The organism is Algoriphagus aurantiacus (assembly GCF_035156405.1).
GTDB classification, from domain to species: domain Bacteria; phylum Bacteroidota; class Bacteroidia; order Cytophagales; family Cyclobacteriaceae; genus Algoriphagus; species Algoriphagus aurantiacus.
On the sequence record NZ_JAXRUT010000015.1, the window covers coordinates 111,490 to 124,195 of the forward strand.

At 41.0% G+C, this 12,706-nt stretch carries 12 protein-coding genes; 9 read left to right on the forward strand and 3 right to left on the reverse strand.

The genetic code is table 11. From position 1 onward, the window contains the following. On the forward strand, positions 1–1,074 hold the full coding sequence (locus SYJ56_RS15540) for an LptF/LptG family permease (protein ID WP_323835627.1): 1,074 nt from the start codon (positions 1–3) through the stop codon (positions 1,072–1,074). A gap of 113 nt (positions 1,075–1,187) precedes the next feature. Beyond that, on the forward strand, positions 1,188–2,096 hold the full coding sequence (locus SYJ56_RS15545; protein WP_323835629.1) for a DMT family transporter: 909 nt from the start codon (positions 1,188–1,190) through the stop codon (positions 2,094–2,096). A gap of 3 nt (positions 2,097–2,099) precedes the next feature. Here SYJ56_RS15545 and SYJ56_RS15550 read toward each other — a convergent pair whose 3' ends face one another. From SYJ56_RS15550 to ispE, 3 genes are all read right to left on the reverse strand, one after another. Then, on the reverse strand, positions 2,100–2,432 hold the full coding sequence (locus SYJ56_RS15550; RefSeq protein WP_323835631.1) for a type II toxin-antitoxin system PemK/MazF family toxin: 333 nt from the start codon (positions 2,430–2,432) through the stop codon (positions 2,100–2,102). After that, positions 2,419–2,661 (reverse strand): ribbon-helix-helix domain-containing protein, encoded by a 243-nt coding sequence (locus tag SYJ56_RS15555; RefSeq protein WP_323835633.1) that lies wholly within the window; start codon positions 2,659–2,661, stop codon positions 2,419–2,421. Before SYJ56_RS15555 ends, SYJ56_RS15550 begins: the two co-directional genes overlap by 14 nt. A gap of 69 nt (positions 2,662–2,730) precedes the next feature. Continuing rightward, positions 2,731–3,540, reverse strand: a complete 810-nt coding sequence (gene ispE, locus SYJ56_RS15560; protein ID WP_323835635.1) for a 4-(cytidine 5'-diphospho)-2-C-methyl-D-erythritol kinase — start codon at positions 3,538–3,540, stop codon at positions 2,731–2,733. A 532-nt stretch (positions 3,541–4,072) separates the two neighbouring features. Here ispE and ilvD point away from each other — a divergent pair. From ilvD to leuD, 7 genes are all read left to right on the forward strand, one after another. Further along, positions 4,073–5,752 carry a dihydroxy-acid dehydratase gene (gene ilvD / locus SYJ56_RS15565; protein WP_323835636.1) on the forward strand — a complete coding sequence of 560 codons (1,680 nt, stop codon included), beginning with the start codon at positions 4,073–4,075 and terminating at the stop codon, positions 5,750–5,752. 4 nt (positions 5,753–5,756) lie between these two features. After that, positions 5,757–7,451, forward strand: coding sequence for a biosynthetic-type acetolactate synthase large subunit (gene ilvB, locus SYJ56_RS15570; protein WP_323835637.1), 1,695 nt, complete (start codon positions 5,757–5,759; stop codon positions 7,449–7,451). Between the two features lie 9 nt (positions 7,452–7,460). Next, positions 7,461–7,961, forward strand: coding sequence for an acetolactate synthase small subunit (ilvN, locus tag SYJ56_RS15575; protein ID WP_323835639.1), 501 nt, complete (start codon positions 7,461–7,463; stop codon positions 7,959–7,961). Between the two features lie 63 nt (positions 7,962–8,024). Further along, positions 8,025–9,068 (forward strand): ketol-acid reductoisomerase, encoded by a 1,044-nt coding sequence (gene ilvC / locus SYJ56_RS15580; RefSeq protein ID WP_323835641.1) that lies wholly within the window; start codon positions 8,025–8,027, stop codon positions 9,066–9,068. Between the two features lie 18 nt (positions 9,069–9,086). Beyond that, the gene (locus tag SYJ56_RS15585; protein WP_323835643.1) at positions 9,087–10,595 is read left to right on the forward strand and encodes a 2-isopropylmalate synthase; all 1,509 of its coding nucleotides are present in this window, start codon (positions 9,087–9,089) and stop codon (positions 10,593–10,595) included. 2 nt (positions 10,596–10,597) lie between these two features. Further along, on the forward strand, positions 10,598–12,004 hold the full coding sequence (gene leuC / locus SYJ56_RS15590; RefSeq protein WP_323835645.1) for a 3-isopropylmalate dehydratase large subunit: 1,407 nt from the start codon (positions 10,598–10,600) through the stop codon (positions 12,002–12,004). Between the two features lie 110 nt (positions 12,005–12,114). Then, positions 12,115–12,705 (forward strand): 3-isopropylmalate dehydratase small subunit, encoded by a 591-nt coding sequence (gene leuD / locus SYJ56_RS15595; protein WP_323835647.1) that lies wholly within the window; start codon positions 12,115–12,117, stop codon positions 12,703–12,705. Position 12,706: the final 1 nt, after the last annotated feature.

Below are 12,706 nucleotides of genomic sequence, written 5' to 3' on the forward strand. Positions count from 1 at the left end.
ATGAAACTACTCGACAAACTGATCATCAAGGATTTTCTAAAGACCTACTTTTTTGTAGTAGTCATGTTGATTCTGGTGGTTTTGGTTTTGGATTTTACGGAAAAGAATGACACCTACATCAGAAATGAGGTTCCTTCTGGAGAGATCTTTAAGTACATGATCAACTATGGCTTGTATTTGAACAACCTCTTGACTCCTATCACAGTCTTCATATCCGTTATTTTTATCACTTCCAAAATGGCAGGGAGAACCGAGATAATTGCAATACTTAGTAGCGGAGTCAGTTTTATGAGATTGTTGAGACCCTTTCTTTTTGCGGCCATCATGATAGGAGGTGCTAGTTTTTTATTGAATGGGTGGGTTTTACCAGGGGCAACTGAAGGAGTGAGTAAATTTCGAATAAACTATTTGGAAAATGAAAAAACATCCTCCGAATCAAATCTTCATATCCAAGTCGGCGAATATTCTTTAGCTTATATAAGCCGATTTTTTACCACTTCGAATACTGGCTATAATTTTACGCTGGAGACAATCAAAGATGGAGAACTATTGGCTAAACTTTCTTCAAATACTATCGAATGGGATACAGCCAAAAGGGCTTGGACTTTAAAAAATTGGAAACTCCGAGTACTAAAGGAGCGTGAAGAAATTTATACGGATGGGGAGAAGCTCGATACTACGCTTTCCATTGGACCAGAAGATTTTGATTTGCCTGAAAATCATCATGAAACATTAAAGCTCCCAGAGCTTGGAAGACAAATTAGGATTTTGGAAGCACGGGGAGCTGATAATGTGGGTTTTTATAAAATAGAGCGTTATGTGCGATTTATGTCTCCATTTGCTGCGATAATTTTGACTTTTATCGGGGTAATTATGTCCGCAAGGAAAACCCGAGGTGGTTCAGGGTTTCAAATTGCAATGGGCTTTTTGCTCGCTTTTGTGTACATCATCTTATTTATACTCTCCAGGACATTTGCTGAAAACGGAACTGCTTACCCAATTTTCGCAGTCTGGCTACCCAATATCATTTTTGCAGCAACAGGCCTTCTCCTGTACAAAACTGTCCCTCGCTAGATGAGCGCTACGATCAAGGATTACTTGATGCTTCATCTGATNTCGCAGTCTGGCTACCCAATATCATTTTTGCAGCAACAGGCCTTCTCCTGTACAAAACTGTCCCTCGCTAGATGAGCGCTACGATCAAGGATTACTTGATGCTTCATCTGATTGTGCTCATTTGGGGTTTCACCGCTATTTTAGGGTTACTGATCAGCTTGCCTGCGATAGAACTTGTTTTTTATAGAACATTGATAGCTTCGGTCGGAGTTGCAGGACTTTTCTTGCTCAAAAAGAAAAATCTACTCATTCCTTTTCCTGCTATGATCAAAGTGACTGGGGTAGGTTTTGTGATTGCTATGCACTGGATCCTGTTTTTTTGGTCAGCAAGAGTTTCCACAGCATCTGTTTGCTTAGCAGGGATGGCGACGACCTCACTTTGGACAGCTTTCGTAGAGCCACTATTCAACAGGACTAAAATAAAGTGGTATGAAGTCGGCCTTGGCTTGATGGTGATTTCTGGTCTTTTGGTGATTTTTAGTTTTGAATCAGGCTATTGGTTAGGCTTGAGTATGGCGCTAGCATCTGCATTTTTGGCGGCAGTATTTTCTGTTCTGAATGGAAAACTTGCCCACAAGCATAATCCATATCAAATCACTTTCTATGAAATGGCAGGAGCTTGCTTATTTACACTGCTCTTTATGCCTATTTATTCCAATTTCATGACAGATGAAGGATTGCAACTTAACTGGATTGATTACGACTGGTTTTGGCTTTTTATACTGGGTGGGATTTGCACAGTGTATGCATTTTCTGTTTCAGTAGAATTGATGAAGAGGCTTTCGGTCTTTTCGATCAATCTGACGGTGAATCTGGAGCCTGTTTATGGGATTGTCCTGGCTGTATTGATTTTTGGAGAAAGCGAAAAAATGACTCCACAGTTTTACTTGGGGACGGCGATTATTCTAGTGTCAGTGTTGACTTACCCTGTATTAAATTATCTGAATAAAAGGAGGAAACCAATAAGGCCGCTGGGGTAAATTCTAGAGAGTTGTAATATCCTTCAGAGTTGCTAATGCCATTTTTAATTCATCTTTTGAAATTTCTCCTATTTTTTCGATCAGTCTATCTTTAGAGATGGATCGGATATGAAAAACCATCAATTCAGACTCCAGTTTCAAACCATTCTTTTGAGATGGTTCTAGAATTGGGTTTCCCTGGTAGTTTTTGACTTTGGAAGTCAAAGGCGCGGTAATCACGACCTGCAAGAATTTGTTCATCAGATTCCCACTAAGAATGACATCGGGCCTTCTGCCAGCCTGCTCAGATCCTATCACGGGATTGAGATCAGACATCCAGATCTCACCTTGCCTCATCTTCAATCTGCTTTAGGTAATTGCCCATGCCTTCTTCTGCCACCATGAGAATATCATCGTCTTGAGCTGCCTGCTTATATGATTTGACATATTCAGCTCGCTTAAGATGGTCGAGATAGAGATTAAGGGCATTTTCTACCAATTTATTCTTGGGTAGAGATAGCTTTTTTGCATAATCAGCGAGCCTTTGAAGAAGGTCGTCGGGAAGTGTACTAGTGTAAGTCGCCATTGTAATTCGTATTTATGATTCACAAATATAAATCACAATATGTCCATTACCAAGCTTATTTTCAGCATTTTACAATATTTCTTCAAAGTTAGAACAGCGATCTTCCCATTTTATTACAGGTGGCTTCTTCTCAAAAAGTCCAAAAACTGAAGAGCCAGAACCAGACATGGCGGCATAGTAAGCGCCATTCTCATAAAGTTTTTCTTTTATTGCGGCGATTTCTGGATGATTTGGAAAAATACTGGCTTCGAAGTCATTTACAAGTTCATCTTTCCATCGGCTTTTATTCTTTAGGACTTCTTCGAGCTTTACTTTTGGAGCAATAGGTGTTACTCCTGTGTAAGCTTCTTTGGTGCCAATATGAATTCCTGGATTAATCAAAACCAAATGAGTTCCTTTCAAATCCAAATCCACAGGCTCTAAAAGCTCTCCTCGGCCTTTTGCGATTTTTGGTGTGTTATCAATAAAAAACGCACAATCGCTTCCAAGTTGCGCTGCATATTCTTCTAAGAAAAAATCATCCAGGATCAAATCAAAGAGATTATTCATCAGCTTAAGTGCGAATGCAGCATCTGCAGATCCTCCACCAAGACCAGCTCCAATCGGTATGTTTTTGTGCAGATGAATGCTTACATGAGGCAAGTTTGGAAAGTCTTTCTTCAAAAGTTGATAAGCTTTGAGAATGAGATTGTCTTTGGAATCTCCAGGAATTTGTACACCAGTGATAGTAAAATTTGTTTTTTTGTGATCAATGATTATTTCCAGCGCATCTGTAAGTGGGATAGGGATCATGCAGCTCTCGATATCGTGGTATCCGTCTTTTCTTTTGGCTGTGATATGAAGGCCTAGGTTGACCTTAGCGTTTGGAAATGAAATCATTTGATTGAATGTTTGGTCAAAAATAGAATAAAAAGCAGGGGATTTGAAGTTTTACTGATTGAGAATTCGGTAAAAAATCTAGTATTTATTGAAGTAATTACGATATATCATTTTTCTTTTTAAAAAAAAGAGAATAACTTTTGCTGAAAGTTGAAGAAAATTGAAATCAGTACAAAATTTTGAGAATCGAAAATTTAGACAAATCATTTGCTGTAAAACAGGGGTAAACAGTAGGTATTGAAGATTTATATTTTGAAAAAAAATATTTTTCATACATTTTTTAACTGAGTTACTTTAAAAATGTAAAATTAAATATTGTAAGTCTGAAAATTCGGTTTTAAGTTTGTCTCATACTTCGGCATCGAGTCGAAGGCAACCTAGAAAAACAGTATGTATAAAGTAGTCATTTTGCTTAGCGTAATTATTCTCATTGGATTCTAAATGTGAGGCACTAGACTATTCTTTATAATGAAATAAAAAAAAATCTGAAGTGCCTCACTAACCTGAGGCACTTTTTTTATACCCCATGAATATGACCCTGAAAAAACACAGTTGGGAAATAAGTGAGAATGATGAGCATCCAGCAGGTAAAGCAATGCTTTATGCTACTGGTATGAGCGATAAGAAAATGAAACAGCCGTTTGTAGGGGTAGCCAGTTGTGGCTATGAAAGTAACCCCTGCAATATGCACCTAAACGACTTTGCCGGTCTGATCAAAGCTTCCTCTCAGGAGTATGATCTGACCGGTTTAGTTTTTAATACCATTGGTATTTCTGACGGAACTACCATGGGCACGCTTGGTATGCGATATTCATTGGTTTCAAGAGAAATCATCGCTGATTCTATTGAGTCTTTTATTATCGGCCACTCTTTCGATGGCTGTGTGTCAGTAGCTGGTTGTGACAAGAATATGCCTGGAGCATTGATGGGGATGATCCGTACCGACAGACCCTCTATACTGGTCTATGGCGGAACGATCGCCTCTGGAAATTATAAAGGAGAAAAGTTGAATATAGTATCAGCCTTCGAAGCATTCGGAAAAAGAGTGAATGGAAATATCTCTGATGAAGATTATGATGGTGTGATGCGTAATGCATGTCCCGGTCAAGGTGCTTGTGGCGGAATGTATACAGCAAATACGATGTCTTCAGCTATTGAAGCAATGGGAATGTCTTTGCCATACTCTTCTTCATATCCGGCAAATTCTCCGGAGAAACTAAGAGAATGCCGTGAAGTGAATAAATATATGAGAGTCCTCTTGGAAAAGGACATCAAGCCTAGTGACATCATTACGAGAAAAAGTATTGAAAATGCGGTTACTGTTGCGATTGCTTTGGGTGGAAGTACTAATGCTGTAATGCATATTATCGCAATAGCAAGAACTGCCGGAGTAGATTTTGATATAGAAGATTTCAAAGCAATCAATGCTAGGACTCCAATGTTGGGAGATTTTAAACCGTCAGGTAAGTTCATGATGGAGGATCTTCACGAGCAAGGTGGTGTTCCCGCATTCATGAAGTATATGCTACAAAACGGATTCCTTCATGGGGATTGCCTGACTGTTACAGGGAAAACATTGGAAGAAAATCTAAAAGATATAGAACCGGTAATCGTTTCTATGGTGAATGTGATTCACCCATTGGAAACTCCAATAAAAGCCACTGGCCATTTATGTGTACTTTCAGGTAATTTGGCACCGGAAGGTGCAGTAGCTAAAATCACAGGCAAGGAAGGCAGTTCATTTACTGGACCAGCTCATGTGTTTGATTCTGAGCAGGAAGCCAATGATGCTATTCGAGATCACAAAGTACAAAAAGGTGAAGTGCTTGTCATTAGAAATATAGGACCTAAAGGCGGTCCTGGAATGCCGGAAATGCTTAAGCCGACTTCCATGATTATTGGAGCGGGGTTGGGAGCAGATGTGGCTTTGATTACTGATGGAAGATTCTCTGGAGGTACACACGGGTTTGTAGTGGGACATGTTACTCCTGAAGCATGGAGCGGTGGACCTATCGGCTTGGTGAATAACGGTGACATGATCACTATTGATGCAGATAATTTGAAACTGACTGTGGACGTTTCAGATGAGGAACTCGCAGAACGAAAAAAATCCTGGAAGCAAAGAGATATGTCCGGCTTACAGGGAACTCTTAAGAAATACAATAAACTTGTTGCAACGGCATCAGAAGGTTGCGTAACAGATAAATTCTAAACCTATGAAGGATTCGATGATCAGAGGGGCTGACATAGTAGTCAGATCACTTATTGCCGAAAATGCAGAAATCATCTTCGGGTATCCCGGAGGCGCTATTATGCCGGTTTACGATGCATTGCATGACTACCATGATCAGCTAAGGCATGTCCTTACACGTCATGAGCAGGGAGCAATTCATGCAGCTCAAGGTTATGCTCGAGTATCAGGTAAAGTAGGGGTCTGTATTGCTACTTCAGGACCAGGAGCAACAAATTTGATTACTGGACTGGCCGATGCTCAAATCGATAGTACTCCATTGGTGTGTATTACCGGCCAAGTTGCTTCGCACTTACTTGGTACAGATGCTTTTCAAGAAACTGATGTAGTAGGTATTTCTATGCCAGGTACCAAATGGAATATCCAGGTCAGAAGAGTGGAGGATATAGCCCCAGCTATCGCAAAAGGCTTCTATATCGCCAAGTCTGGAAGGCCAGGGCCTGTGTTGATTGATATCACTAAAGATGCTCAGACTGATTTTGGTGATTTCAATTATAGTAAGTGTCTTGGTTTCCGATCCTACAGAACCCATATTCCTGTAGAGAAGACAGCAATTCAAGAAGCTGCCTTCTTGATTAATATGGCTAAAAGACCCTATTTACTTTTTGGCCAAGGCGTTGTACTTGGAGAAGCTGAAGTGGAATTGAAAGCGTTTTTGGATAAATCAGGAATACCTGCCGCATCTACTTTATTAGGATCTGGGGCACTTTCTGAAGATCATCCAAATTATGTTGGTAAACTTGGGATGCATGGTAATTATGCGCCAAATTTACTGACAAATCAGTGTGACGTGTTGATCGCTGTAGGAATGAGGTTTGATGATCGAGTAACTGGGGATTTGAAGCGCTATGCGAAGCAAGCAAAAGTGATTCATCTAGAACTTGATCCTGCGGAAATCAATAAAATAGTGAAGTGTGAGGTTGCCGTACTCGGTAGCTGTAAAGATAGTCTGAGCTTGCTTACTGACGCTGTGAATTCAAATGCTTATCCTGACTGGATGGCAAAATTCCAGAAACTGGCAGACGAGGAGAATGCTACAGTTATTCAGCCTGATTTGAAGCCTTCCAAAATAGGTTTGACGATGGGAGAAGTCATTCATCAAATCAACCAGTACAAGGCTGACGATGCAATATTAGTAACCGATGTGGGTCAACACCAAATGATTGCATGGAGGTATTTTAATTACAAAAAACCAAGAACACAAGTTACTTCCGGTGGCTTGGGAACCATGGGATTTGCGCTTCCAGCAGCATTGGGAGCTCAAATGTATGATTTCTCTAGGCAGGTAGTCTGCGTAGTTGGCGATGGAGGTATTCAGATGACTATTCAGGAATTGGGTACCATCATGCAAACTAAAGCTCCTGTGAAAATTGTATTGCTTAACAATAATTTTCTTGGAATGGTGAGACAATGGCAGCAAATGTTCTTTGAAAAGCGCTACTCTTTTACCGAACTTGACAATCCAGATTTTATCAAAATAGCTGAGGCATATAATATTCAGGCGCAGAAAGTCACTGAACGTGGTGATTTACAAGAAGCAATAGAAGATATGCTGATTCACGATGGACCTTATTTCCTCGAAGTTGTAGTGGAAAAAGAAGATAATGTATTCCCAATGATTGCCACTGGCTGTTCAGTGGAAGAGGTTAGACTTAGCTAAACCAACTCTATGAAACGATATACCATATTCGTTATTACCGAGAATTTTATCGGCATCCTTAATCGCATCACAATTATTTTCACCCGAAGGGGTATAAATATAGATGCTCTCACAGCCTCGGAAAGCCGCTTGGAAGGAATTCATCGTATCACCATTGAGGTTACTGCCTCGGAGGATACGGTAATCCAGCTGGTCAATCAGATCGAGAAAATCATCGATGTGATCAAGGCTTTTTACCATGAAGATGAAACTGTAGTCTATCAGGAAATCGCATTGTACAAAATCCCTGTTTCAAGATTAGACGGTGGATTGGAGAAGATCATTCGCCAGCATAACGCGAAGATTATAGCAGCGGAGCCTGATTTTGTGGTATTGGAACTGACAGGACACAAGGAGCAGACTCAGGAATTGCTTGAAATTCTAAAAGGTTACGGACTCTTGGAATTTGCGAGATCAGGAAGAGTAGCAGTCGCTAAAAGAATGTTGACAATTGACAGTTTTGTCAAATAATAATAAACCAAAAAAGGGATTCCACGGAACCTATTAAACACTAGTAATAAATAATAAAAGCTCATGAAATTAAAATTCGGCTCAACAGAGGAAAACGTAGTAACCAGGGAAGAATTTCCACTAGAAAAAGCAAGAGAAGTACTCAAGGATGAAGTGATCGCAGTATTAGGTTATGGCGTTCAAGGTCCTGGTCAGGCATTGAACTTGAAAGACAACGGATTCAACGTGATTGTAGGTCAACGTAAAGGTTCCAAAACTTGGGATAAAGCCGTAGCTGATGGCTGGGTCCCTGGTGAGACACTTTTCGAATTGGAGGAAGCTTGTGAAAAAGGTACAATTCTTCAATTCCTTCTTTCTGATGCAGGGCAGATTGCTCTATGGCCAACTGTAAAAAAACACCTTACTTCAGGTAAGGCATTGTATTTCTCTCACGGTTTCGGTGTGACTTACAAGGACAAAACTGGGATCATTCCTCCAGCTGATGTTGACGTGATCTTGGTAGCTCCTAAGGGTTCTGGTACTTCATTGAGAAGAATGTTTGTAGAGGGCAGAGGTTTGAACTCTTCTTATGCAATCTATCAGGATGGAACTGGCAAAGCTTATGATCGTGTTGTAGCCCTTGGTATCGGAGTAGGTTCAGGTTATTTGTTTGAGACAGATTTTTACCGTGAAGTAACTTCTGATTTGACAGGTGAAAGAGGTACCTTAATGGGAGCAATCCAAGGGATTTTCGCTGCTCAGTATGAAGTATTGAGATCAAACGGCCATAGTCCTTCTGAGGCTTTCAACGAAACAGTGGAAGAATTGACTCAATCATTGATGCCATTGGTAGCTGAAAACGGTATGGATTGGATGTACGCAAACTGTTCTACTACTGCACAAAGAGGTGCTTTGGACTGGTGGAAGCCATTCAGAGACGCTACTAAACCAGTATTTGAAGAATTGTATAACAGTGTAAAAACTGGACAAGAGGCACAGAAGTCAATTGACTCTAACTCTAAAGAAGACTATAGAGTGAAATTGGAAGCTGAATTGAAAGAACTGAGAGATTCTGAAATGTGGCAGGCAGGTGCTGTCGTCCGTCAGTTGAGACCAGAAAATAATTAACACAAAACCCCAAGAACTATGAGTGAGAAGCTATGGATATTTGACACTACCCTGAGAGATGGGGAGCAAGTACCCGGGTGTCAGCTGAATACCCAGGAGAAAATTGTGGTAGCAAAAGCGCTGGAAGAACTAGGTGTAGATATTATCGAAGCCGGCTTTCCAATTTCCAGTCCAGGAGATTTCAATTCTGTACTAGAAATTTCAAAGGCAGTTTCAAACCCGATTATCTGCGCCCTCTCCAGAGCTGTTGAAAAAGATATCGAAGTAGCGGCTCAGTCCCTCAAATTCGCTAAAAAGGGTAGAATTCATACTGGAATTGGTGTTTCTCCTTATCATATTCAATTTAAACTGCGCTCCACTCCCGAGGATATTATTGCTCGGGGTGTAGCTGCGGTGAAGTTTGCGAGAAGATTTGTAGATGACGTGGAATTTTACGCTGAAGATGCCGGTCGTGCTGAGTCGGATTTCTTGAACAAGATCATTGAAGAAGTAATCAAAGCAGGAGCCACCGTTGTCAATATTCCTGATACTACTGGATATTGCCTTCCGGAGCAATATGGAGCGATTATCGCTAGTTTGAAGAATAACGTTCCGAATATCGACAAAGCGATTATTGCCACTCATTGTCACAATGATCTAGGAATGGCTACTGCCAATACAGTAGCGGGTGTGCAACAAGGCGCACGTCAGGTGGAAGTCACTATCAACGGTATCGGAGAAAGAGCCGGAAATACTTCTATGGAAGAAGTGGTAATGGCAATCAAATGTCATAAATCAATTGACGTCCACACTGAAATCGTCACTCAAAAGATCTATAATACAAGTCGATTGGTTTCCAAATTGATGAATATGCCTGTGCAGCCGAATAAGGCTATCGTTGGCAGAAACGCATTTGCACACTCATCTGGAATTCACCAAGACGGTGTATTGAAGCACAGAGAAAATTACGAAATCATTGATCCTAAAGATGTTGGTGTTGGTGAGTCAACAATCGTACTGACAGCAAGATCTGGAAGAGCTGCCTTAAAGCATCACTTGGATGCCTTGGGAGTAGAATTGGAAGGTGAAGCGCTCCGTGAAGTTTATGAAGAATTCTTGATTCTTGCTGATAGCAAGAGAGATATCGGGCGGAAAGATCTCTTAGGACTTGTAGGAAAATATGTTGAGGAATCGAATTTCATCGAATTAGGAAAAGTTACCTACTCTTCAAACGGGACTATTCAAGCTCAGGTATCCCTGAAAATTGGTAGCGAGCAACATACCTCTACCGCTCATGGAAATGGCCCAGTGGATGCAGTGCTTAAGGCAATTGAAAAAAGCGCCAAACCAGCGGTTGAATTGGAGGAATTCCTAATCCAAGCCATTACTCACGGAAGTGATGATGTGGCTAAAGTTCACATGAGATTAATCAAAGGAGACAAGCCTTATTATGGTTTCGCTTCTCATACAGACATCGTTTTGGCATCAGCTCAGGCTTTTGTCGATGCACTCAATAAAATCCCGGTCAAGGAATACGCGACCGCATAATTATGGAAAAGACAACATTATTTGATAAAATCTGGGATGCTCACGTTGTGAAATCCGTTCCGGCTGGACCGGATGTATTCTTCATAGATAAACATTTTATCCATGAAGTGACTTCTCCAGTAGCTTTTCTAAATCTGGAAAAGCGAGGAATAGGAGTTAAAAACCCTAGCAGAACCGTTGCTACTCCAGATCATAACGTTCCCACCGTGGATCAGGATAAAACTATAAAGGACAAGCTTTCCCGTATGCAGGTAGAAAGACTTCGTGAGAACTGTGCCAAATATGGCATTGAGCTTCACGATTTGGGTTCGGCTCATCATGGAATAGTTCACGTAATTGGGCCAGAACTTGGAATCACTCAGCCAGGAATGACGATCGTATGCGGAGATAGCCATACTTCTACGCATGGTGCTTTTGGTGCTATTGCATTTGGAATAGGTACATCTGAAGTAGAGATGGTACTTGCTACTCAGTGTATTATGCAGTCCAAAGCTAAGAAAATGAGAATTTCTATTGATGGAGTGGCGGGTAAAGGAGTTACTTCTAAAGATTTGATTCTATATGTAATAGCTCAGATTTCAGCTGCAGGCGCTACAGGTTATTTTGTAGAATATGCTGGATCTGCAATTCAGAGTCTTTCTATGGAAGCGAGAATGACTGTGTGTAATATGTCTATCGAAATGGGCGCACGTGGAGGTTTGATAGCTCCTGATGAGACCACTTTCAACTACCTAAAAGGAAAGCAATACGCTCCTAAAGGTGAAGAATGGGACAAAGCAGTCGCCTATTGGAAAACGCTGAAAACAGACGAAGGTGCTGTTTTTGATAAGGAATATCACTTCGATGCTGCGGATATTGAGCCGATGATCACCTACGGAACTAATCCAGGTATGGGTATCAAAGTGAAAGGTAACATCCCAACGACCGAAGGAATGGAAGGGAGCAATAAAAGTTCTTACCTGAAATCCTTAGCTTACATGGGCTTTGAGCCGGGCGAAGCGATCAAAGGTAAAAAGGTCGATTTCGTATTCGTAGGATCTTGCACAAATGGAAGAATTGAAGATATCAGATCTGTAGCCGAATTTGTAAAAGGTCATAAGAAAGCAGAAAATATCACCGCCTGGATCGTACCAGGATCCCGTGAAGTGGAAAAAATGGCGCATGAGGAAGGCTTGGTGAAAATCCTCGAAGAGGCTGGGTTTGAACTTCGTCAGCCGGGCTGTTCAGCTTGTTTGGCGATGAACGATGATAAAATTCCCTCTGGGAAGTATGCAGTCTCTACTTCTAATAGAAACTTTGAAGGTCGTCAAGGGCCAGGTGCGCGTACCATGCTTGCCTCTCCGTTGACTGTAGCAGCTGTTGCCGTAAGAGGTGAGATCTGTGATCCACGAGAAGTTTTCGAGAACTAATGTTGAAGATGGTGATTGAAGGCTTTCACATCTATTCAAAGCCTTTCAATTGTCCAATCTTTCAATCCGCCAAGGCGGATAAGTTTTTCCAATCTTATAATTAACTAAAAATGGCTTACGATAAATTTACTGTCCTCACCAGTACTGCGGTTCCTTTACCGACAGACAATGTGGATACAGATCAAATCATCCCAGCACGATTCCTGAAGGCTACAGAGCGTGAAGGTTTTGGCGACAATCTTTTCCGTGATTGGAGATATGATGTGGAGGGAAATCCCAAAAAAGATTTTGTCCTGAACGATCCAACTTACAACGGAAAAATCTTGGTTTCCGGCAGAAATTTCGGCTCTGGATCTAGCCGTGAGCATGCCGTTTGGGCACTTTATGATTACGGTTTCAGATGTGTAGTTTCTAGCTTTTTCGCAGATATTTTCAAAAATAACTGCCTAAATATCGGAGTGTTGCCTGTGACGGTTTCTCCGCAATTCGCTGATAAATTACTGGAAACGATTACTGCTAATCCTGCTGCGACTATCACAGTAGATATTCCTTCACAGAAGATCACTTTGGATACCACTGGAGATTCAGAGTCTTTTGATATAAATGAATACAAGAAAGATAACATGCAAAATGGCTTCGACGACATCGACTATTTATTGAATATGTCAGAGGAAATCGATGCTTTTGCAGCGGATAAATAAG

What these genes read in the sequence shown, in the direction of transcription:
- SYJ56_RS15540 (WP_323835627.1), top strand. Translation starts at nt 1, where the DNA reads ATGAAACTACTCGACAAACTGATCATCAAGGATTTTCTAAAGACCTAC.
- SYJ56_RS15545 (WP_323835629.1), top strand. Translation starts at nt 1,188, where the DNA reads ATGAGCGCTACGATCAAGGATTACTTGATGCTTCATCTGATTGTGCTC.
- SYJ56_RS15550 (WP_323835631.1), bottom strand. Translation starts at nt 2,432, where the DNA reads ATGAGGCAAGGTGAGATCTGGATGTCTGATCTCAATCCCGTGATAGGA.
- SYJ56_RS15555 (WP_323835633.1), bottom strand. Translation starts at nt 2,661, where the DNA reads ATGGCGACTTACACTAGTACACTTCCCGACGACCTTCTTCAAAGGCTC.
- ispE (WP_323835635.1), bottom strand. Translation starts at nt 3,540, where the DNA reads ATGATTTCATTTCCAAACGCTAAGGTCAACCTAGGCCTTCATATCACA.
- ilvD (WP_323835636.1), top strand. Translation starts at nt 4,073, where the DNA reads ATGACCCTGAAAAAACACAGTTGGGAAATAAGTGAGAATGATGAGCAT.
- ilvB (WP_323835637.1), top strand. Translation starts at nt 5,757, where the DNA reads ATGAAGGATTCGATGATCAGAGGGGCTGACATAGTAGTCAGATCACTT.
- ilvN (WP_323835639.1), top strand. Translation starts at nt 7,461, where the DNA reads ATGAAACGATATACCATATTCGTTATTACCGAGAATTTTATCGGCATC.
- ilvC (WP_323835641.1), top strand. Translation starts at nt 8,025, where the DNA reads ATGAAATTAAAATTCGGCTCAACAGAGGAAAACGTAGTAACCAGGGAA.
- SYJ56_RS15585 (WP_323835643.1), top strand. Translation starts at nt 9,087, where the DNA reads ATGAGTGAGAAGCTATGGATATTTGACACTACCCTGAGAGATGGGGAG.
- leuC (WP_323835645.1), top strand. Translation starts at nt 10,598, where the DNA reads ATGGAAAAGACAACATTATTTGATAAAATCTGGGATGCTCACGTTGTG.
- leuD (WP_323835647.1), top strand. Translation starts at nt 12,115, where the DNA reads ATGGCTTACGATAAATTTACTGTCCTCACCAGTACTGCGGTTCCTTTA.